The sequence below is a fragment of the Kutzneria sp. 744 genome, from assembly GCF_000568255.1.
Classification (GTDB): Bacteria; Actinomycetota; Actinomycetes; order Mycobacteriales; family Pseudonocardiaceae; genus Kutzneria.
On the sequence record NZ_KK037166.1, the window covers coordinates 6,747,829 to 6,769,051 of the forward strand.

The window sequence follows — 21,223 nt, forward strand, 5'->3', positions numbered from 1 at the left end:
CGTTGTCGTCGGTGCGCGGGAAGAAGCGCATCTCGTCGGTGTAGGCCATCAGCGGCGGCGGGTTCTGCCACTGCGGCTCGTCGCGGTCGAAGTCAAGGTTGTAGCTGGACGGCCGGTCGAGCTGGTAGCGGGCGTTGAACCAGGTCCCGCGGCCCTCGCGGTACATGCCGGCCCGCAGGCGCGCGAACAGCGACGCGATGTCCGCGGGCGCGGTCCAGGCCCTGCTCTGACCGTCCTGGTCGGTGACCTCTGCGGACAGCTCGAAGTAGCGGCCGGCAGCCCGGTAGTAGGCCCTGACCTGCTCCCAGTCCTGCGGAGCGGCCTTCATCAGGGCCAACCCGATCTGCTTGACCAGCGCGTCCTGTTCGACTGGGTTCAGCGGGGTCGGCTGTGACACACGCTCATCCTCTCGCGTTCCGTTGCGATCTGACACCCGCCTCACACCGGGTGTGGCCCAGACCTCCCTGCTCCTCGTCACGACCAGCATCGATGATTGTCCCTGACGAAGGCCAACGGGGGGCGAATGGCGCAATCGGGCGACGGTGAGTTATGAGCTCGGTGGCCGTGACGTCCGTTACCTGGCCGATGGGGTGGTTCTCGGTCGATCTCGCCCCGCGCGGAACGCGCGGCACAAGCACGGCATGATGAAGGCGTGACCGCCACGATCCTCGACGGCAAGGCCACCCGCGACGCGATCTTCGACGACCTGCGGGTCAGGGTCGCCGCGCTCACCGCCAAGGGGGTGACGCCGGGCCTGGCCACCGTGCTGGTCGGCGACGACCCCGGCTCGCACGCCTACGTGCGCGGCAAGCACGCGGACTGCGCCAAGGTGGGCATCACCTCGATCCGCCGCGACCTGCCGGCCGACATCTCGCAGGCCGACCTGGAAGCCGTGCTGGACGAGCTGAACGCCGACCCGGCCTGCACCGGCTACATCGTGCAGCTCCCGGTGCCCAAGCACCTGGACACGGGCGCGCTGCTGGAGCGGATCGACCCGGCCAAGGACGCCGACGGCCTGCACCCGGTCAGCCTGGGCCGGCTGGTGCTGGGCGAGGCCGGCCCGCTGCCGTGCACGCCGAGCGGCGTCGTGGCGCTGCTGCGCCGCTACGAGGTGCCGATCGCCGGCGCCCAGGTGTGCGTCGTCGGCCGTGGCGTGACGGTCGGCCGGCCGCTGGGCCTGCTGCTGACCCGCCGCAGCGAGAACGCCACCGTGACCCTGTGCCACACGGGCACCAAGGACCTGGCGGCGGAGGTGCGCCGGGCCGACATCGTGGTGGCCGGGGCCGGTGTCGCCGGCCTGATCACCGCCGACATGGTGAAGCCGGGCGCGGCCGTGCTGATGTCGGTATCACTCGGACGGACGAAGGGTTGAGCGGCGACGTGCACCCCGATGTGCGCGAGGTCGCCGGCTACATCGCGCCGATGCCGGGCGGCGTCGGCCCGATGACCCGGGCCATGCTGCTCGCCAACGTGGTGGAGGCCGCCGAGCGCTCGCTCGCGGCTCAGTCGTGATCACCGTGACCGGTCGCCGCCGGTGGACCGAGGAGATCGGCCGCTACACCGCGTTCGGTCTGGTCATGGCGGTCGTGGCGGCCGGGGTGGCGTTGATCTTCCTGTACCACTGGCGGATCGGCTCCGGCCTGATCGGCGGCTCGCTGCTGGTCGGCGCCGGGCTGCGGGCCCTGCTGCCGGAGAACCAGCTGGCCCTGATCGCCGTGCGACGCAAGCTCACCGACATCGTCCTCTACGGGGGGCTCGGCCTCTTGATCATCTTCATCGCCGTCACCATCACCGGCGGCCCGCTGGACTAGCAAGCCCCCGCGAGTCCCGCCCGCAGTCACACCGAAATCCGGAAACGGATTCATACAGTTCGGTGTGACGCCGAGCGGGACTCGCGGGGGTGGTGGTGGCCACGCTGCGACGCTGCTCACCGTGAGCGGTCGGGTGTCGCGGGTGCTTGGTACTGTGCGGCAACCGGGCGACGCGCCCGGTGCGCGGTCCCGGTGCTGAGGCCGCCGGACAGGATTCCTGCCATGGTGGTCGCACCCCGTGGACGTGATGCAGACTGCGGATCGGGAGGATCTTCCCTGTGGCACGCTCCGTCAACGTGACCGTCACCGGTGCGGCTGGCCAGATCGGCTACGCCCTGCTGTTCCGGATCGCCTCGGGTCAACTGCTCGGCCAGGACACCAAGGTTCGGCTGCGCCTGCTGGAGATCCCCCAGGCGGTCAAGGCGGCCGAGGGCACCGCCATGGAGCTGGAGGACTGCGCGTTCCCGCTGCTGGAGGGCATCGACATCACCGACGACGCCAAGACGGCGTTCGACGGCGTGAACGTGGCCCTGCTGGTCGGCGCCCGCCCCCGCACCAAGGGCATGGAGCGCGGCGACCTGCTGGAGGCCAACGGCGGCATCTTCAAGCCGCAGGGTGAGGCCATCAACGCCGGCGCGGCCGACGACGTGCGCGTGCTGGTGGTCGGCAACCCGGCCAACACCAACGCCCTCATCGCCCAGCAGCACGCGCCGGACGTGCCGGCCGAGCGCTTCACCGCGATGACCCGCCTCGACGAGAACCGCGCGTACTCGCAGCTGGCCAACAAGCTCCAGGTGCCGGTGACCGAGATCAAGCGGCTGGTGATCTGGGGCAACCACTCCGCCACCCAGTACCCCGACCTGAGCCACGCCGTCGTCGGCGACCGCAACGCCCTCGAGCTGGTGGACGACCAGGAGTGGGTGGCCAACACCTTCATCCCGACCGTGGCCAAGCGCGGTGCGGCGATCATCGAGGCCCGCGGCGCCTCCTCGGCCGCGTCGGCCGCCAACGCCGCCATCGACCACATCCACGACTGGGTGAACGGCACCGCCGAGGGCCAGTGGGCGTCCATGGCCGTGCCGTCGGACGGCTCCTACGGCGTGCCCGAGGGCCTGATCTCCTCGTTCCCGGTCACCTGCAAGGACGGCAAGTACGAGATCGTCCAGGGCCTGTCGGTCAACGAGTTCTCCCGCGGCAAGATCGCGGCCACCGTGGCCGAGCTCGAAGAGGAGCGCGACGCGGTCCGCAACCTGGGCCTGATCTGATCGCCATCTGAAAAGAAAGGCCCCCGCTCACCGAGCGGGGGCCTTTCTCATGCGTTGATCACCAGGCGACGGGCAGCGTCGCCGTGCCGTACACCACGGACGTCGTGCGCAGCTTCACTTCTTCCGGCTCGACCGCCAGCCGCAGGTTCGGGAACCGGTCGAACAGCTCGCGGAAGGCGATCTGCATCTCGATCCGGGACAGCTGCTGGCCGAGGCACTGGTGGATGCCGTGCCCGAACGCGATGTGCGTGCTGTGCGAGCGGGTGATGTCCAGGATCTCCGGGTTGTCGAAGCGCGCCGGGTCGCGGTTGGCCGCGGCCAGCGAGCAGATCACCGTCTCGCCCTTGCGGAACTGCTGCCCGCCGATCTCGACGTCCTCGATCACGCCGCGCGTGGTGCCGTACTGCACCACCGACAGGTAGCGCAGCAGCTCCTCGACGGCGTTGTTGATCAGGCTCGGGTCCTCGCGCAGCTTGGCCAGCTGGTCCGGCCGCTGCAACAGCAGGAACGTGCCGAGGCCCAGCATGTTGGCGGTGGTCTCGTGGCCGGCGATGAGCAGCAGCAGGCCCATCTCCGCGACCTCGTCGTTCGACAGCGTCGGGTCCGACTCGAACAGGCCGCTGATCATGTCGTCGCCGGGCGCGGTCCGCTTGCGCGCCACCAGGTCGCCGACGTACTCCCGGACCGCCTCGCCGGCCGCGCGGGCCTCCTCGAACGGCCGCGAGGTGTCGAGCATCCGGCCGGTGCGGTGCTGGAACTCGTCGCGCTCCTCGTACGGCACGCCGAGCAGCTCGCAGATCACCAGCGACGGGATCGGCAGCGCGAACTTGTCGACCAGGTCGGCCGAGTCGCCGGCCGCCTCCATGGCGTCCAGGTGGTCGATCACCATCTGCTGGATCCGCGGCTCCAGCGACCGCATGCGCCGCACGGTGAACTGCCCGGTCAGCAGCTTGCGGTAGCGGCCGTGGTCCGGCGGGTCCTGGCCGATGAACATGCCCGGCTGCGCGTCCTGCCGCATCTCCTGCGGGATCACCCGCAGCGGGTTGGTGATGGTGGAGAACTTCGAGCTGAACTGCGGCCCGGACATCACCGCGCGGACCAGCTCGTAGCTGGTCACCAGCCAGCCGAGGGAGCCGTCCGGCATCGCCAACCGGCTCACCGGCTGGTCCTCCCGCAGCTTGCGGTAGTCCTCCGGCGGGTCGAACGGCGTCGGCCTCGTCGTAGGCAACGGTGTCGCCTCGATGGTCACTGTGGTCTCCCCTCAGACAGCGTCGTTTCCAGCCAACCGGGTGCGCCTGACCGCCGTCTCCCACGAAGCTGACGAAAGCCTGACAGTGAAGACGCAGCCTTGGCCCGGACGGGTGACCAGCTCGACCGAGCCGCCGTGCGCGGCCACGATCGAGCGCACGATGCTCAGCCCGAGCCCCGTGCCGCCGGTGCCTGGGCTCCGCGCCTGGTCGGCGCGGAAGAACCGCTCGAACACCCGGTCCGCGGTCGCCTCGTCCAGCCCCGGTCCGTTGTCGGCCACGACCAATTCCACCCTGCCAGACGATCCGGTCACGCGGACATCGACTTCCGTGCCCGAAGGGGTGTGCACCAGGGCATTGCTGATCAGGTTCTGCAACACCTCGCGCAGCCGGTTCTCGTCGCCGGTCACCTCGGTGTCGCCGTCGACCGCGAGCTCGATCCGCCGCTGCGGCGCCGTGACCCGCGCATCGGCCACGGCGTCGGCCGCGAGCACGGCGACGTCGACCGGGTCGGTCGCCGGCTCGTACTGCTGGTCGAGCTGCGCCAGCAACAGCAGATCGCCGACGAGGTCCTGCATCCGGGCCGATTCCTGCTGGATACGGGACATCGACAGCGCGGTCAGCTCCTCGCCGGCCAGCCCGTGCTGGTGCATCTCGGCCCAGCCGCGAATGGTGGTCAGCGGCGTGCGCAGCTCGTGCGAGGCGTCCGCGACGAACCGCCGCAGCCGTTCCTCCGACTGCTGGCGGGCGTCGAACGCCTCGTTCAGCGCCGCCGCGACCTGCCCGACCTCGGAGCGCTCGTTCGGCACCTCGATGCGTTGGTGCAGCTCGCCGGCGGCGATCCGGCGCGCGGTGCGGGCCATGTCCCGCAACGGAAGCAGGCCCACTCGCAGCACGCCGAAGCTCAGCAGCCCGATCCCGGTCAACGCCGCCGCCGTGGCCGCCAGCTCGAAGACGATGAGCCGGTTGAGCGCCTCGGCCGTCGGATCGAGGCTCTCGGCCAGCAGCGCGCTGGCGATCGGCTGCGACTTGCCGCTCGTATCGAGGTAGCGGACATGTGTGCCGACGTTGAACATCTGCGCCCGGTAGTCCGGGCCGCCGGCCGAGGCCAGCGTCGTCGGATTGGCGGCGAAGTCCTTGCCCAGCAAGGCCGGCAGCGTCGGCGGCGCGGCCGGGTTGCCCAACGAGTCCAGCGCCGGCGTGCGGTCCACGATCCGACCGTCCGGGTCGACCAGCGCGACGACGTAGCCCGGCTGGAGCAGCGCCTCCACGCTGTCCTTGGTCAGCACCACCGAGGTGTTGTCGATCTGCTGCGTCACCCGGGCTCGGGTGTTGCCCAGCCACGCGTCCGCGCGATCGCGGAAGTACACCTGAAGGGCGACGATCGAGGCGGCATCCACGATCACCATGCCCAGCGCCGCCAGCACGATCACCGCGCAGACCAGCCGTCCGCGCAACGAGTTCGCGCGGCGCACCTCAGCCCTCCCGCAGGCTGTAGCCGAAGCCGCGCACCGTGTGGATCAGCGGCGCGCCGGTGGCGTCCAGTTTCTGCCGCAGCCGCGAGACCACCTTCTCCACCACGCCGTCGCCGAAGTCGTGCCGCCACACGTGTTCCAGCACCTGGCTCTTCGACACCACCCGGCCGGCGTTGGCCATCAGGTAGCGCAGCAACCGGTATTCGGTCGGGGACAGTTCCACCAGACGGCCGTCCCGGGTCACCTGCCGCGTGCCCTCGTCCATCACGACACCGCCCACGCTCAGCACCGGATCGGCGCTGCGCCGGGCCCGCCGCAGCAGCACCTGCACCCGGGCCAACACCTCCGGGATGCTGAACGGCTTGGTCAGGTAGTCCTCGGCGCCGGTGGTCAGGCCGGTCACCTTGTCCAGCACCGAGTTGCGGGCGGTCAGCAGCAGCACCGGCGGCGCGTCCGGCTGCTCGGACACCCGCCGGCACACCTCGAAGCCGTCCACGTCCGGCAGCATCACGTCCAGGATGACCAGATCCGGCGGCTCGGTCGCGATCAGCCGCAGCGCCTCGCGGCCGGTCGCCGCCGTGCGGACCTGGTAGCCGGCCAGGCCCAGAGTGGTGGCCAGCATCTCGGTGATGCCCGGCTCGTCGTCGACGACCAGCAGGTGCTGGCCCTGTCCGTACACCAGGGGCGGGCGTTCCACGCCGATCCAACGAATCGCGTCAACTCCGCGTTCCGTTGTGACCTGGGTCACCTGGCCGAACCGGGGCTGTGGATCACTCGTGTTCGCGGTGTTCCTTCCTACCTCGCATCTGGGAGACAAACACCATGAACCGTGTGACGGTGGCGCTCGCCCTCGTGACGGCCGCTGTTGGCCTGGCCGCGTGCTCCGCGCCCCAGACCAGCATCAAACCCCTTGCCCAGCAAGAGGTTTCCGCCCCCGACGCGGTCAAGGTCCCGGCCGGCAACACCTTGCTGGCCAGCTACCAGGGCGACGGTGTCCAGACCTACCAGTGCGCCAAGGCCGCCTGGACCCTGCTCGAACCCGCGGCCACCATCTCCGACCACGGCAAACCCGTCGCCCTGCACTTCAAGGGCCCCATCTGGGTGTCGACGGTCGACGGCAGCGAGGTCGGCGCCACCGCCGTGCCCGGCGCCTCGGTCAAGCACACCGACGCCGTCCCGGAGCTGCTGCTCAAGGCGTCGGAGAACCACGGCAAGGGGCAGTTCTCCGACGTCACCTACGTGCAGCGGCTGGCCACCAAGGGCGGCCTCGCCCCCGCCGGCAAGTGCACCGACGACGCCCAGGCCTCCGTGCCCTACTCCGCCACCTACACCTTCTGGGTCAAGGGCTGAGGCCCCGCCGTTATGCAGGGAAGGACGCCTTACCCGCGTTCAACGCGGGTAAGGCGTCCTTCCCTGCATGAGGATCAGCCTGTGCAGATGCGACGCAGGGTGTTGATGCGGTCGGTCTCCTGCTGGGCCCATTTCAGCAGCTCGCCGTTGGTGAGGTGGTCGAGCGCGGCCTCACCGGCGGTCGACGCGGCGTCGCGCAGCGCCTGGGACAGCTCCTGGTCCTGGGTCTGGGCCGAGAGCTTGGTGAACAGGTCGGCCAGCTCCTTGGCGTGGGTGGCGTCCCGCTGGGCAGGCGTCGCCGACCTTTGCGTGGTGTACTTTGCGTTGGAGTATTGACCGGACAGAGCAACATTCCGATACGTCCGTCACTGCCTTCCCGCGGACTGTTCTATGCCCCGCGGTTTGGAATGCCAGGTACTCATCTCGAGACAGATCTCGTCAAGCGCAGGTATTCGATGGTTGGTCTGGCCTGGGTATTTCTTACATGACCAGAGTTGTCCGCACCACACGACATTACCGGCGGTACAACTGGCGTACCACGTCATCTATGTCGGGTTCGATCACCGCCACGTCGTGCACGGGCGACCGCTGGGAGATCATGCTGATCAGGGTCGCCGCGGTCACCGTGTCCCGGCGGAACGACAGCTGCTGGCGCAGGCCGCCGCCCTCCACCTTCACGGTCTGCACCCCGGGCAGCCCGGTCAGCTCCTCGCACGGCCGCTCGAAGTCCACCACCAGCACCCGCTCCGGCGTGACCTCGTCCCGCAGCTCGGCCAACGGCCCGTCGGCCAGCACCCGGCCGCGGTCGATCACCATCATCCGCCGGCACAGCCGTTCGATGTCGTCCAGATCGTGGGTGGTCAGCAGCAGCGTGGTGCCGCGGGTGGTGTTCAGCTCCGACAGGAACTCCCGCAGCCGCTCCTTGGAATCCAGGTCCAGCCCGATCGTCGGCTCGTCCAGCACGAGCAGCTCCGGGCCGTGCAGCAACGCCGCCGTCACCTCGCCCCGCATCCGTTGCCCCAGCGACAACTGCCGGACCGGTGTGTCCAGAAACTCGTGCAGCCCAAGCAGTTCCGCGCATTCCTGCAGACGCTTGGCGTGATCGCCGGCCGGCACCCGGAAGATGTGCCGCAGCAGGTCGAAGCTCTCCCGCAGCGGCAGATCCCACCACAACTGGCTGCGCTGCCCGAAAACCACGCCTATTCGCCGCGCCAGCTCCGCCCGTTGTCGACTCGGATCCAGCCCGCACACCCGCACCCGGCCGGCAGTCGGCACCAGGATCCCGGTCAGCATCTTGATGGTCGTCGACTTGCCCGCCCCGTTCGGCCCGATGTACCCGACGGTCTCGCCCGCCCGGACCTCGAACGACACGCCGCCGACGGCCACCACGTCCTGGCGGGTGCGGCGGAACCGCCCGGCCTTGCGCGTCACGGTGAACGTCCGGCCCAGCTCGCTGACCTCGATCATGATCCCGTTCCTCGGTAGTGGCGGACGGCGGTGCGCCAGATCAGGCCGGCGACCAGGGCGGCCAGCGCGGCCACCGGGGTGTCGAGCCAGCCCAGCCAGCTCGGGCCGCCCAGCGGGTCGGCGCGGTCGAGCAGGGTGAGGCCGGGGTAGTAGGCGACGAAGGCCCCGGGCACGATGTAGGCCATCAACGTGCGCAGCCAGCCCACGTACACGGTGATCGGGTACGAGGTCAGGTAGCTGCCGCCGTAGGTGACGGCGTTGGCCAGCTCTCGGGAGTCGACGAACCAGAACGAGACCGAGTTGGCGGCCACGAAGATGGCGGCGAAGATCGTGGCGCCGGCCAGCGGAGTGAGCACGAGCAGCAGGGCCTTGGCCGGCGTCCAGTGAATGTCCGTTGTGGACAGGACGTAGACCAGGGTGCCGAAAGCCGTGAGCACACGGCCGATGCGGCGCAGCTGGAAGTCGCCGGCGAACAGCTGGAACAGTGTCGCGAGTGGACGCATGAGCACCACGTCGAAGGCGCCGGTGCGGACGTAGGTGGGCAGCCGCTCGATGCTGCCCACCACCATGTCGGCCAGCCCGAACGACATACCGGACAGGGCGTAGAACAGCAGCACGGCCGTGATGTCGAAGCCGCCGAGGGCGGCGACCCGCCCGAACACGACCAGGATCACCAGCAGGTCGTTGCCCTGGGCCAGCGCCTGGCCGAAGCAGTTCATCACGAACGAGCCGCGATAGCTGAGCTGGCCGCGGACCTGGGCCCGGGCCAGCCGGAAGTAGACGGCCAGGTCAGCCACCCTGCACCACCACCTTGTGCATGGCCCGGGCCAGCACGAGCCGGGCGGTCGCGGCGAGCAGGAGCGCCCAGAGCAGCTGCTGGGCCAGCATGGCCAGCACCGGCCCGTCCTGCACGAACACGTTGATGGGGAACTGCAGCATGGACGGGAACGGGGTGAACGACAGCGCGTGCTGGGCCCAGCCGGGGAAGAAGGACAGCGGGATCTCCAACCCGGCAAGGGTGGGGGCGGCGATGCTGTACAGGCTGCGCACGCCACGAGAATCCAGCAGCCAGAACGTGGTCAGACCGAGCAGGAAGCGCAGGTTGAAGCTGACCAGCACGGCCAGCGCGGTGCTGAGCACGAAAGCCGGCGCGACCATGGGGTCGTCCGGCCAGCGGAACGGGAAGAACACGGCCCCCAGCAGCAGTTGGGGGACGAAGCGGGCGATCGCGCTGTAGCCCGCCCGGCCGAGGTCGGTGCACAGCAGCGCGGTCTGGAGGTTCCAGGGGCGGGACAGGTCGACGACGATGTCGCCGGTCCTGATCCGCTCGGCCAGGTCGTCCTCGCTCCAGAGGTCGACGACACCGAGCAGGCCCTGGCCGAGCCAGACGTAGGTAATGGTGGTGGTCAGGTCGTAGCCGCCGATCGAGGCCCCATCGCGCGCCAGAAAAACCCCCGACAGGATGCCGACCTTGATCAGTCCGAAGACGATGTTGGTCGCGGTCCCGGCGAGCACGGCTTGGCGGTAGGTGGAGTACCTGTGGAATCCGGCGAGCGTGATGCGGAGATAACAGCCGATCACTGCGCACACGTCTGTCCACGCTAGGGGTCGTGGCAACCCATTTATCCGGGGATTTCCCCGATCCGGTCCGGGGGCGCCCGCGCCTAGCATCGGTGTCATGGTGAACGGGGTGAGCAACAGGGAGCTTCGCGTCTCGGACGCGGAGCGGGAGCACGTGATCGGGTTGCTGCAGAAGGCGATCGGCATGGGACTGCTGACGCTGGAGGAGTTCACCGACCGCACCGACGTGGCGCTGGCCTCGCGGACCCGGGCCGAGCTGAACGTGGTGCTGGCCGACCTGCCGGGCATGACGCATCCGGAGATGCGCGTCCGGGGTGGACTGTGGGGCGGCCGGCAGTCGTCCGGGCCGCGGCTGCCCGGCGATCCGATGGTGCTGTCCAGCGGCTGCGGCTCCAGCCTCAACCGCAACGGCTACTGGCAGGTGCCGCGGTCGATGGTGGTCCGCTCCAAGTGGGGTTCCGGCGTGAACCTGGACTTCACCGAGGCCGCGTTCGAGCACGAGCAGCTGGACATGCGGCTGGACGTGACCGGCGGCGCCGTGACGCTGCGGCTGCCGGAGGGCGCCAGCGTCACGCTGAACGACCTGAACACGAAAATGGGTTCCTCGGTCACCGACCGGGTCGGCTACCAGGGACGCCAGGGCACGCCGCACATCGCCATCAGCGGCGACCTGAGCATGTCGGCATTGACGATCAAGGGCCCGCGGCGGTAACCAAGATCGAGGGACGGATCCTGACGTTCAACGTCAGGAAGGGGCCCTTCCTGACACGAAGCTAGTCGCGGGGGGCGGCCAGAACGCCGTCGAGCAGGCCGGGGAACAGGGCGTCCAGGTCCTCGCGGCGCAGGCTGTTGACCTTGGACGTGCCGACCGGGCGCTGGTGGATGACGCCGGACTCGCGCAGCACCCGGTAGTGGTGGGTGAGCGTGGACTTGCTGACCGGCAGGTCGAGCACGCCGCAGGCGATCTCGCCGTGGTCGGCGATGGCCCGCACGATACGCAACCGCACCGGGTCGGCCAGCGCCTGGAGCACCCCCTCGATCCGGATGTCCTTCCGGATGGGGTGCTCAAGGGCGGTCGCGGTGCTCATGCCTCCATTGTACGAGCCCGGTCGAAAATCGGCGGTGGTCGAAGAGGGACCGTCAGCGGCCCGCGACGACGGCCGGCACGTGGTGCAGGGTCAGCAGGTCGAACGGGACCCAGGTGGCCACGCCGGTGCGTTGCAGCGAGGCCAGCGACAGCCAGACGCCGAGCACGGTCAGCACCGGCAGCACCATGCCCAGCTCGACCCGGCCGCCGGTGCGCATCCGCATCGGCTTGGGCAACGCCACCGGGTACCACGTCTTGCCGGAGAACGGGATCGGCCAGAAGATCGGGCAGCCCTGTTCCGTGATGGAGTCGCCGAGACAGTGGGCCAGGCAGCCGGCGGCGACCGCTATCGCGCACCACATCGCCTGTTCGGCCGGGCCGACGTCGATCCAGTGCCAGCACAGCACCGTGAGACCCAACGACAGGATCGTCACGCCGAGCACGTGGCCCTTGGGCGTCCACTCGTGCAGCAGCCCGCGGACGGCCAGGGCACAGAACAGGAACAGCAGCGGTAACAGGGCGATCTTGTGGGCCCACTCCACCACCGCATAGGCGCCCGCGCCGGCGGCCGCGGCGAACAGCAGGGTGTGGGTCACGCCCCGGTGGCCGCCGTGCCGATTGGCGTCGCTGCGCAGGCGGGTGCCGCGGTAGACGATGTGGCTGAACCAGTGCACGCCCTTGGACAGCACCCACGTGACCTTGCCGAACGTGTGCGCCACGGTCGCCTCGGGGTGGTCCAGGTCCGGCAGCAGGGCCGCGCCGCTGCACAGGGCTGCCCCCACGACCCAGGTCTGCGGTGTCATCGGCAGGTTGTTGGCGATCGCCGCGATGGACACCCCGCCCCACATCATCAGCCCGCTCATCGCGTGCGTAGGTCCGGTCGACACGACGCCCCCCTGCTTCAAGATCACTTGTGCCGGCAGGGGAGGCTACCTGTCGATGGCTGAAGGATCGGGGTGACATGCCGCGAGGTCGCGCCGGTCTCCGGACCGCAGGCTCAGCTCGATCGAGTCTTTTCATCGATCGAGCTGAGACAAGGGAAGAGACCGGATCAGAGCGACCTCGCCCCGCGCGGCACGTGCGGCACAAGCACAGTGTGCTTGGCCACGCCCCTGAAGCGATCACGAAGAGTTAGCAGTACACTTGTACTGCTTGCATTGTCGCGAGAGGAGAGCCCGGCGCATGGGCAAGATCAAGGTCGAAGGCACCGTCGTCGAGCTCGACGGCGACGAGATGACCCGCATCATCTGGCAGTTCATCAAGGACAAGCTGATCCACCCGTACCTGGACGTCAACCTGGACTACTACGACCTGGGCATCGAGCACCGGGACGCGACCGACGACCAGGTCACGATCGACTCCGCCAACGCCATCAAGAAGCACGGCGTCGGTGTGAAGTGCGCCACCATCACGCCGGACGAGGCGCGGGTCGAGGAGTTCGGCCTGAAGAAGATGTGGCTCTCGCCCAACGGCACGATCCGCAACATCCTCGGCGGCGTCATCTTCCGCGAGCCGATCGTCATCTCCAACATCCCGCGGCTGGTGCCGGGCTGGACCAAGCCGATCATCATCGGCCGCCACGCCCACGGCGACCAGTACAAGGCCACCAACTTCAAGGTGCCCGGCCCGGGCGAGCTGACCATCACCTTCACGCCGGCCGACGGCTCCGAGCCGATCCAGCACGTGGTGGGCAACTACCCCGAGGGCGGCGGCGTCGCCATGGGGATGTACAACTTCCGCAAGTCCATCGAGGACTTCGCGCGCGCCTCCCTGTCCTACGGCCTGCAGCGCGAGTACCCGGTCTACATGTCGACCAAGAACACGATCCTCAAGGCCTACGACGGCATGTTCAAGGACGTGTTCCAGGAGATCTTCGAGGCCGAGTTCAAGGCCGACTTCGACGCCAAGGGCCTGACCTACGAGCACCGCCTGATCGACGACATGGTCGCCGCCGCGATGAAGTGGGAGGGCGGCTACGTCTGGGCGTGCAAGAACTACGACGGCGACGTCCAGTCCGACACCGTCGCGCAGGGCTTCGGCTCGCTGGGCCTGATGACCTCGGTGCTGATGACGCCGGACGGCCGCACCGTCGAGGCCGAGGCCGCGCACGGCACCGTGACCCGGCACTACCGCCAGCACCAGCAGGGCAAGCCCACCTCCACCAACCCGATCGCCTCGATCTTCGCGTGGACCCGTGGCCTGCAGCACCGCGGCAAGCTGGACGGCACGCCGGCCGTGTCCCAGTTCGCCACCGCCCTGGAGGAGGTCGTCATCTCCTCGGTCGAGGCCGGCGCCATGACCAAGGACCTGGCCCTGCTGATCGGCAAGGACCAGCCGTGGCAGACCACCGAGGCGTTCCTCAACACCCTCGACGAGAACCTACAGAAGCGGATGGCGTCCGCCTGAGCGCCATAGCGTGACCAAAAGGGCCCCGTCGGGTGACGGGGCCCTTTTGTGCGCCGGTCACGGTTTACCTTCCGGCGCATGGGGAAAAAGCTCCTGCTCGCGGCCCTGACCGCGATGCTCGGTCTCACGCTCGCCGGCACGGCCTCCGCGGCCGCACAGCCCGGCTACGTCGCCCTCGGCGACTCCTACGCCTCCGGCGTGGGCACTCGGACGTACATCGACGCGACCTGCAAGCGCTCCTCGTACGCGTACGCCGAACTGCTGGCCAGCCGGCTCGGGCTGGCCCTGGACTTCCAGGCGTGCAGCGGCGCGAAGACCGGCGACGTGCTCAGCAAGCAGGTCGGCGCCCTGTCCACCTCGACCCAGTTCGTCACGCTTTCGGTCGGTGGCAACGACATCGGCTTCTCGGGCGTGATCGAGAAGTGCGCGCTGCCGTTCTACGACTGCACCGGCGACATCAACAAGGCGCTCGCGCTGATCTCCAGCACCCTCAACGGGGCCCTGGACAACCTCTACACGCAGATCCACACCCGGGCGCCCAACGCCAAGGTCGTGGTGGTCGGCTACCCGCGTCTGTTCAACGGCGACGAGTGCAACCTGCTGGCCCGGATCAGCTCGACCGAGCAGGGGCAGCTCAACGCCGGCGCGGACCAGCTCGACAACGCCATCAAGGCCCGGGCCGCGGCGCACGGGTTCGTGTTCGAGGACGTGCGGACGGCGTTCACCGGCCACGCCGTGTGCGACAAGGTGGAGTGGCTCAACGGCCTCTCCAACCCCACCACCGAGTCCTACCACCCCAACCGCGACGGCCACGTGGCGTTCGCGAACCTGCTCCAGCCCCTGCTGTGACCGTTGGTGACGGCCTAGCCCGGTAGGGGTCCCGGCCGGGTGGATTCCGGACCGGGTGGTTCTGCCGCGCCCCGTCCTCCGGTACTGCTGAGATGTCTCGCCGAAATGGAATCGGCGGCGTCTTGGCGGGAGGAGGACGGGGTGTTCGGCATTCCGGTGATCAAACTGGCCGTGGTCGGCGGTGTCGGCGTCGTGGCGTTCGCCATGGTCGCGCACCACAACGCCGAGGCGTCGCAGGGCAATCCGCAGTGCGCCTTCACGGTCAACGCCGACGTGCTCAACGTGCGGGCCGGCCCCGTCACCTCGGCCCGGGTCGTCGGACGGCTGGTGCAGAGCCAGCCCGTGACCGCGCAGCCGGTGGTGCAGAACGGTTTCCGCCAACTCGACGGGAGGCGTTGGGCGTCCGCCGACTACTTGGTCGCGGCGGCCGGCAACACCTGCTGAGTCAGCCAGCCCTGGTCGTCCAGGCCGATGTGGTACGGCACGTTGACCACCACCACGCCCGGCGTGAACAGCAGCCTTGCCTTGAGCCGCAAGGCACTCTGGTTGTGCAGCAGGTGCTGCCACCAGCGCCGCACCACGTACTCCGGGATGAAGACGCTGACCACACCGCGCTTGTCCCGGGCGTGGATCCGGGTCACGTGGTCCACGATCGGCTTGCTCACGTCACGGTACGGCGAGGACAGCACAACCAGCGGCACCTTGATGCCCTTGCGCTCCCATTGCTGTTGCAGGTTGCGGGTTTCGTCGTCATCGGCGGCCACCGTGACGGCCTCCAGCCGGTCCGGCCGGGTGGCCTTGGCGAAGGCCAGCGCCTGTAGCGCCGGCTGGTGCAGTCGGGAGACCAGCACCAGCGCGTGCACCGTCGGCGGCAGCGTGGTGCTCGTTTTCACGTTCGCGACCTGCTGCTCGAACCGTCGGTAGTAGCGGCTGATCGCCCGCATCACCACGAAAAGCACCACCATCGCCAGCACCGCGAGCCACGCCCCGTGCACCACCTTGGTGGCGAACACGACAACGAGCACCACCCCGGTCAGCCCGGCGCCGAAGGCGTTGATGGCCTGCGAGCCGCGAATCCTGGCCCGCCGGCCAGGATCGGTTTCCGTGGCCAGCGCCCGCTTCCAGTGCACGACCATGCCGGCCTGGCTGAGCGTGAAGCTGGTGAACACGCCGATGATGTAGAGCTGGATCAGGCTGTCGATGTTGGCGTCGAAGCCGATGATCAGCAGCACCGCGAACGCCGCCAGCAGCAGGATGCCGTTGCTGAACACCAGGCGGTCGCCACGGTTGTGCAGCTGCCGGGGCAGGTAGCGCTCCCGGGCCAGGATCGAGGCCAGGCCGGGGAATCCGTTGAACGCGGTGTTGGCGGCCAGGATCAGGATGCCCGCGGTGGCCGCCTGGAACAGGTAGAACAGGACCGAGCCGCCGCCGAACACACTCGTCGCGACCTGGGAGATCACCGACGGGTTGCCGTCCGGCCGCGCGCGGGCGTTGAGGTTCACGGCCAGCGCCGTGATGCCGGCGAACATGGCCACCGCCATGACGCCCATCATCACCAGCGTCATCGCCGCGTTGTGCGGCTTGGGCTTGCGGAACGACGGCACGCCGTTGCTGATCGCCTCGACGCCCGTCAACGCCGTGCAGCCGGACGCGAAGGCCCGCAGCGCCAGGAAAACCGTGCCGATGCCGGCGAAGCTCTCGGTGGGGTGCAACGGAACAGCGGCCGTCGACGCCTGCGGCAGCGTCCCGTTCAGGCCTCGGACCGCCGCGATGGCGAACATCAGGAACGTCAAGGCGATGAACGCATACGTCGGAACCGCGAACGTCCTGCCGGATTCCTTGACACCGCGCAGGTTCGCCAGCGCGATCACCACGACGAAGCCGACCGAGATGGCCACCGCGTCCGGCGCCAGCTCCGGGATCGCGGAGATGATCGCGACAACGCCGGAGACCACCGACACGGCGACCGTCATCACGTAGTCGACCAACAGCGCGGCCGCCGCCGTCAATGCCGCCGTCTCACCCAGGTTCGCCTTGGCGACGACGAACGCGCCGCCGCCGCTCGGGTAGGCGTAGCAGGTCTGGCGGTAGGAAGCGACCACGACGATCAGCACGATCGCCACCGCCGCCGCGACCGGCGTCGACAGGGACAGGTAGCCCGCGCCGCCGACCGCCAGCGTGAGCAGGATCTGCTCGGTCGCGTAGGCCACCGACGAGATCGGGTCGCTGCAGAAGACCGGCAGCGCCAACCACTTGGGCAACAGCGTGTCACCCAACCGCTCGCTGCGCAGGGGACGGCCGACGAGCAGCCGTTTCACGACGTCGAACACGCTTTCCCTCTCGCCGGTTGCTCGGTTCGAGCGTGCGGGGCCACGATGGCGGCGCGGCCGGCACTGATGCGATCCTTACGCCGGCACGGCGTCCGTTTACGCGTTCCTGATGCCGCTAGGCTCTTGGCCGTGCTGACCGTCTCCACGATCAACGTCAACGGCCTGCGCGCCGCCGCCAAGAAGGGCTTCGTCGAGTGGCTCGCCGCCACCGAGGCGGATGTCGTGTGCCTGCAGGAGACCCGGGCCGAGCCCGGTCAGCTGCCCGCCGAGCTGCTCGAACCGGCCGGCTGGCACACCGTGCTGGCCGAGTCCGAGCTCAAGGGCCGGGCCGGCGTCGCCCTGCTGTCCCGGACCGCCCCCGAGGCCGTCCGCGTCGGCTTCGGCTCCGCCGAGTTCGACCGCAGCGGCCGCTACGTCGAGTTCGAGTTGGCCGACGTGGTGGTGGCCAGCCTCTACCTGCCCAGCGGCGACGCCGGCACCCCCAAACAGGACGAGAAGTACCGCTTCCTCGACGCCTTCTTCGCCCACCTCGTCGAGCTGCGGGCCAAGGCCGAGGCCGACGGCCGCGAGGTGCTGGTCTGCGGTGACTGGAACATCGCGCACCGCCCCGAGGACCTCAAGTCCTGGAAGACCAACCAGCGCTCCGCCGGCTTCCTGCCGGAGGAGCGCTCCTGGCTCGACCGCCTCTACGCCGCCGGCTACGTCGACGTCGTGCGCTCCCTGCACCCCGACACGGCCGGCCCGTACAGCTGGTGGTCCTACCGCGGCAAGGCCTTCGACAACGACTCCGGCTGGCGCATCGACCTCCACGTCGCCAGCGAGGGCCTGGCCGCCAAGGCCGTGTCCGCCGTCACCGAGCGCGCCGCCACCTACGCCGAGCGCTGGTCCGACCACGCCCCCGTGACCGTCCGCTACGACATCTGACCGTCGATCGGGCACAATCGTGCCGGGAGGTAGCGGCATGCACGAGCTCGTGAGGGCCAAGCAGCACGAGATCGCCGAACTGTGCCACCGGCTCGGAGTGCGCAGGCTCGACCTGTTCGGCTCGGCCGTCGGCCCCTCATTCGACGTCGATTCCAGCGACGTCGATGTTCTCGTCGAGTTCGACACCGCGCCGGACTTCGACCACTTCGGCTCGTTCTTCGCGCTCAAGGAGGGCCTGGAGCGGATCCTCGGCCGTCCGGTCGACGTTGTCACCACCACAAGCATCCGCAACCCGTACTTCCGGCAGCAAGTGATGGCCACCAAGGAAACGCTCTATGCGGCGTGATCCGCGTGCCTAGCTGTGGGACGCACTGCGCGGCACCGAGCTGCTCGGTGAGTTCAGCGCCGGCAGGTCGTTCGCGGACTATCAGGCGGATGCCATGGTCCGGTCCGCGGTCGAACGCCAATTCGAGATCATCGGCGAAGCCCTCAACCAGCTCTCGAAGATCGCGCCCGACGTCGCGGCCCGGATTCCAGACCTCCGCCGGATCGTCGCGTTCCGGAACATCCTGATCCACGGCTATGCCAGTGTGGACGACGCGCTCGTCTGGCAAGTGCTCACCGAGAAGCGCCCGGCGCTTGAGTGCACACTCCGTGATCTGCTCGGTGATCCGGCGGAAGAAGCCCCGCCCACGACCACCCGCGCCGACATCTGAACCCCGCGAGTCCCGCCCAGCGTCACACCGAATGCGTGAATCGGTTTCACACACTCGGTGTGACGGTAAGCGGGACTCGCGGGTTTATTCCCGGCCTTCCTGTGAGAGTGGTCTCCCTACGCTGAGCGACGGTCCGAAGGGAAGGCCGACTTACGCTCGCTCGGTGGTCAACGACACTCCGCGCCCGAGCGAGTCGGCCCTCCGCCGGGCACTTCGCCGCGCTGCCAACGGAGTGATTACCCTCTCTGCGGATCTATTGCGTCCGTCCGCTTTGAGTTCACTCCAACTATAGGCTCACGGGCCCTGAGCCTTAAAAACTAATTTAGAATGGGATTTCTGTACGACGACTTGTGCGGTGGTCACCAAACAGAATGCAACGTCATTCCTGACGAAGTGCTGGACATCGCCCGCCAGGCGGCGGCGCAGGGCTGCAAGGAGGCCTTGTTCACGCTGGGTGACCGGCCGGAGGAACGGGGGCCGGCGGCCAGGAGTGGCTGGAGGCCCGGGGAAGCGGCTCGACCCTGGACTACCTGCGTTCGGTGGCGATCGCGGTCCTGGAGGAGACGGGCATGCTGCCCCACCTCAACCCGGGCGTGCTGAGCTGGGAGGAGTTCCAGCGCCTGAAGCCGGTCGCGGCCAGCATGGGCATGATGCTGGAGACGACGGCGACCCGCCTGTGGAGCGAGCCGGGCGGCGCGCACTACGGCAGCCCGGACAAGGACCCCGAGGTCCGCATGCGTGTGCTGACGGACGCGGGCCGGGTGGGTGTGCCGTTCACCAGCGGCATCCTGATCGGCATCGGCGAGAACCTGGACGAGCGGGCGGATTCGCTGCTGGCGCTGCGCGGCGTGGCCCGCCAGTACGGCAACATCCAGGAGATCATCGTCCAGAACTTCCGGGCCAAGCCGGACACCGCCATGCGCGGCATGCCGGACGCGGACCTGCACGAGCTGGCGGCGACGATCGCGGTGGGCCGGCTGCTGATGCCGTCCAACGTGAGCGTGCAGGCCCCGCCGAACCTGGTGGGCGAGGAGTTCGAGCTCATGCTGCGCGCGGGCATCGACGACTGGGGCGGCGTCTCGCCGGTCACGCCGGACCACGTCAACCCGGAGCGGCCGTGGCCGGCGATCGACGAACTCGCGGCCACCACGGCGAAGTCGGGCTTCCAGCTGCGCGAGCGGCTGACCGCCTACCCCCGCTTCGTCAAGGCCGGCCAGCCGTGGATCGACACCCGCATCAGCGCGCACGTGGATGCCCTGGCCGACAACGAAACCGGCCTCGCGAACGAGGAAGCCGTCCTGAGTGGACGGACGTGGCAGGAGCCGGACTACGCCCTGGAGTCCCACGGCCGCACCGACCTGCACGAGACGATCGACACCACGGGCCGCACCGGCGACCGCCGCGGTGACTTCGACAGCGTCTACGGGGACTGGGAGTCGCTGCGCGACCAGCTGCACAACAGCCCGTCGTTCAGCAAGCTGCCCAGCGACGTCCTGAATGGACTGACGATCGCCGCCGAGAATCCCGCGGCCCTGCTGGACGAGGCGAACGCCGACGCGGCGCTGGCCCTGCTGACCGCGGACGGCGAGGCGCTGGAGACGATGACCCGGCTGGCCGACCAGCTGCGGGCCGAGGTCAACGGCGACGACGTCACCTACGTGGTGAACCGGAACATCAACTTCTCCAACGTCTGCTACGTCGGCTGCCGGTTCTGCGCCTTCGCGCAACGGGAACGCGACGCCGACGCCTACCGGCTGACCGTGGAGGACGTCGCCAACCGCGCCGAGGAGGCGTGGGTGCTGGGCGCCACCGAGGTCTGCATCCAGGGCGGCATCGACCCCAAGCTGCCGACCAGCTTCTACGCCGACATGGTGCGGGCGATCAAGACGCGGGTGCCGGGCATGCACGTGCACGCCTTCAGCCCCATGGAGATCGTCACCGGCGCCACCAAGGCCGGCGTGAGCGTCGAGGAGTGGCTGACCGAACTCCGTGACGCCGGCCTGGACACGATTCCCGGCACGGCGGCGGAGATCCTCGACGACGAGGTGCGCTGGGTGCTGACCAAGGGCAAGCTGCCGACCAAGACGTGGCTCGAAGTCGTTGGCACGGCCCACAAGCTGGGCATCCGCTCCTCGTCGACGATGATGTACGGCCACGTCGACCACCCGGGCCACTGGCTCGGCCACCTGCGCACGCTGGCCCGCCTCCAGGACGAGACCGGTGGCTTCACCGAGTTCGTGGGCCTGCCGTTCGTGCACAACAACGCCCCGATCTACCTGGCCGGCGTGGCCCGCCCGGGACCGTCCCGAAGGGACAATCGGGCGGTGCACGCCATGGCCCGGCTGGCATTGCACGGCCGCATCCACAACATCCAGTGCTCGTGGGTGAAGCTGGGCGACGTCGGCACGGCCGAGGTGCTGCGCGGCGGCGCCAACGACCTGGGCGGCACGCTGATGGAGGAGACCATCAGCCGGATGGCCGGCTCGGCGCACGGCTCGGCCCGCACCATCGCCGAGTTGGACGCGATGGCGGGTCTGGCCGGCCGGCACGCTCGTCAGCGAACCACGACCTACGGCCATGTTGCGACAAGTGGACCCGTTCGGGTGAGCCTTTTGGGCCACTGACGTTACGGCGAATGGGTAGCTTCTGAGGTTGCCTCCCAAAGCAACATCGGCCTCGGAAGGACTATCCCGTGCGCAACAGAAAAGCGCTCGC

19 protein-coding genes and 3 pseudogenes are annotated in these 21,223 nt (G+C 69.1%); 12 read left to right on the forward strand and 10 right to left on the reverse strand.

The features are described 5' to 3' along the window. A pseudogene (locus KUTG_RS61840) lies at positions 1-397 on the reverse strand (hypothetical protein); the annotation flags it as partial. Between the two features lie 255 nt (positions 398-652). Here KUTG_RS61840 and KUTG_RS30815 point away from each other — a divergent pair. The 3 genes and pseudogenes from KUTG_RS30815 (at position 653) to KUTG_RS30825 (ending at position 3,076) form a co-directional block, all read left to right on the forward strand. Further along, positions 653-1,512: pseudogene (locus tag KUTG_RS30815) on the forward strand (bifunctional methylenetetrahydrofolate dehydrogenase/methenyltetrahydrofolate cyclohydrolase). Then, on the forward strand, positions 1,509-1,811 hold the full coding sequence (locus KUTG_RS30820) for a DUF3017 domain-containing protein (RefSeq protein ID WP_232241040.1): 303 nt from the start codon (positions 1,509-1,511) through the stop codon (positions 1,809-1,811). Before KUTG_RS30815 ends, KUTG_RS30820 begins: the two are co-directional and overlap by 4 nt. Before the next feature lie 278 nt (positions 1,812-2,089). Beyond that, positions 2,090-3,076, forward strand: coding sequence for a malate dehydrogenase (locus KUTG_RS30825; RefSeq protein WP_043721725.1), 987 nt, complete (start codon positions 2,090-2,092; stop codon positions 3,074-3,076). 58 nt (positions 3,077-3,134) lie between these two features. Here KUTG_RS30825 and KUTG_RS30830 read toward each other — a convergent pair whose 3' ends face one another. The 3 genes from KUTG_RS30830 to KUTG_RS30840 are packed head-to-tail and all read right to left on the reverse strand — an operon-like array spanning position 3,135 to position 6,495. Continuing rightward, positions 3,135-4,325, reverse strand: coding sequence for a cytochrome P450 (locus tag KUTG_RS30830; RefSeq protein ID WP_052395599.1), 1,191 nt, complete (start codon positions 4,323-4,325; stop codon positions 3,135-3,137). A gap of 12 nt (positions 4,326-4,337) precedes the next feature. Beyond that, positions 4,338-5,798, reverse strand: coding sequence for a sensor histidine kinase (locus tag KUTG_RS30835; RefSeq protein ID WP_052395600.1), 1,461 nt, complete (start codon positions 5,796-5,798; stop codon positions 4,338-4,340). Position 5,799: 1 nt separating this feature from the next. Beyond that, a complete protein-coding gene (locus KUTG_RS30840; protein WP_052396712.1) occupies positions 5,800-6,495 on the reverse strand; it encodes a response regulator transcription factor in 696 nt (231 codons plus the stop codon). Positions 6,496-6,620: 125 nt separating this feature from the next. Between KUTG_RS30840 and KUTG_RS30845 the strand changes: the two genes are divergently transcribed. Continuing rightward, complete coding sequence (locus KUTG_RS30845) at positions 6,621-7,148, forward strand: DUF3455 domain-containing protein (protein ID WP_043721727.1); 528 nt, start codon at positions 6,621-6,623, stop codon at positions 7,146-7,148. 513 nt (positions 7,149-7,661) lie between these two features. On the opposite strand, the gene KUTG_RS30855 is transcribed toward KUTG_RS30845, so the two are convergent. From KUTG_RS30855 to KUTG_RS30865, 3 genes are read right to left on the reverse strand one after another with little or no spacing between them, the layout of a single operon-like run. Further along, a complete protein-coding gene (locus tag KUTG_RS30855) occupies positions 7,662-8,615 on the reverse strand; it encodes an ABC transporter ATP-binding protein (protein WP_043721731.1) in 954 nt (317 codons plus the stop codon). Beyond that, the gene (locus KUTG_RS30860) at positions 8,612-9,412 is read right to left on the reverse strand and encodes an ABC transporter permease (protein WP_043721732.1); all 801 of its coding nucleotides are present in this window, start codon (positions 9,410-9,412) and stop codon (positions 8,612-8,614) included. Before KUTG_RS30860 ends, KUTG_RS30855 begins: the two co-directional genes overlap by 4 nt. Then, positions 9,405-10,205, reverse strand: coding sequence for an ABC transporter permease (locus KUTG_RS30865; protein ID WP_232241042.1), 801 nt, complete (start codon positions 10,203-10,205; stop codon positions 9,405-9,407). The genes KUTG_RS30860 and KUTG_RS30865 overlap by 8 nt, the downstream gene beginning before the upstream one ends. Before the next feature lie 100 nt (positions 10,206-10,305). Between KUTG_RS30865 and KUTG_RS30870 the strand changes: the two genes are divergently transcribed. Beyond that, on the forward strand, positions 10,306-10,908 hold the full coding sequence (locus KUTG_RS30870) for a DUF1707 SHOCT-like domain-containing protein (RefSeq protein WP_198047366.1): 603 nt from the start codon (positions 10,306-10,308) through the stop codon (positions 10,906-10,908). Between the two features lie 61 nt (positions 10,909-10,969). Here the strand turns inward: KUTG_RS30870 and KUTG_RS30875 are convergent, their stop codons facing one another. Further along, positions 10,970-11,284, reverse strand: coding sequence for an ArsR/SmtB family transcription factor (locus KUTG_RS30875; protein WP_043721736.1), 315 nt, complete (start codon positions 11,282-11,284; stop codon positions 10,970-10,972). 52 nt (positions 11,285-11,336) lie between these two features. Then, positions 11,337-12,170 (reverse strand): metal-dependent hydrolase, encoded by an 834-nt coding sequence (locus KUTG_RS30880; protein ID WP_052396713.1) that lies wholly within the window; start codon positions 12,168-12,170, stop codon positions 11,337-11,339. 295 nt (positions 12,171-12,465) lie between these two features. Between KUTG_RS30880 and KUTG_RS30885 the strand changes: the two genes are divergently transcribed. From KUTG_RS30885 to KUTG_RS30895, 3 genes are all read left to right on the forward strand, one after another. Next, the gene (locus tag KUTG_RS30885) at positions 12,466-13,689 is read left to right on the forward strand and encodes an NADP-dependent isocitrate dehydrogenase (RefSeq protein WP_043721738.1); all 1,224 of its coding nucleotides are present in this window, start codon (positions 12,466-12,468) and stop codon (positions 13,687-13,689) included. A gap of 78 nt (positions 13,690-13,767) precedes the next feature. Beyond that, positions 13,768-14,538 (forward strand): SGNH/GDSL hydrolase family protein, encoded by a 771-nt coding sequence (locus tag KUTG_RS30890; protein ID WP_043721741.1) that lies wholly within the window; start codon positions 13,768-13,770, stop codon positions 14,536-14,538. A 141-nt stretch (positions 14,539-14,679) separates the two neighbouring features. Continuing rightward, positions 14,680-14,982: an SH3 domain-containing protein gene (locus KUTG_RS30895; RefSeq protein ID WP_043731207.1), complete on the forward strand. Its 303-nt coding sequence runs from the start codon at positions 14,680-14,682 to the stop codon at positions 14,980-14,982. Here KUTG_RS30895 and KUTG_RS30900 read toward each other — a convergent pair. Then, on the reverse strand, positions 14,949-16,868 hold the full coding sequence (locus tag KUTG_RS30900; protein WP_043721743.1) for an APC family permease: 1,920 nt from the start codon (positions 16,866-16,868) through the stop codon (positions 14,949-14,951). The genes KUTG_RS30895 and KUTG_RS30900 overlap by 34 nt on opposite strands. A 129-nt stretch (positions 16,869-16,997) precedes the next feature. Between KUTG_RS30900 and KUTG_RS30905 the strand changes: the two genes are divergently transcribed. The 4 genes and pseudogenes from KUTG_RS30905 to KUTG_RS30920 form a co-directional block, all read left to right on the forward strand. Next, entirely contained in the window at positions 16,998-17,792 is a 795-nt protein-coding gene (locus tag KUTG_RS30905) for an exodeoxyribonuclease III (RefSeq protein ID WP_043731209.1), read from the forward strand. Positions 17,793-17,829: 37 nt separating this feature from the next. Continuing rightward, entirely contained in the window at positions 17,830-18,138 is a 309-nt protein-coding gene (locus tag KUTG_RS30910) for a nucleotidyltransferase family protein (protein WP_043721745.1), read from the forward strand. A gap of 40 nt (positions 18,139-18,178) precedes the next feature. After that, positions 18,179-18,508, forward strand: a complete 330-nt coding sequence (locus KUTG_RS30915; protein WP_255361042.1) for a HepT-like ribonuclease domain-containing protein — start codon at positions 18,179-18,181, stop codon at positions 18,506-18,508. A gap of 387 nt (positions 18,509-18,895) precedes the next feature. After that, positions 18,896-21,132: pseudogene (locus KUTG_RS30920) on the forward strand (bifunctional FO biosynthesis protein CofGH); the annotation flags it as partial. Positions 21,133-21,223: the final 91 nt, after the last annotated feature.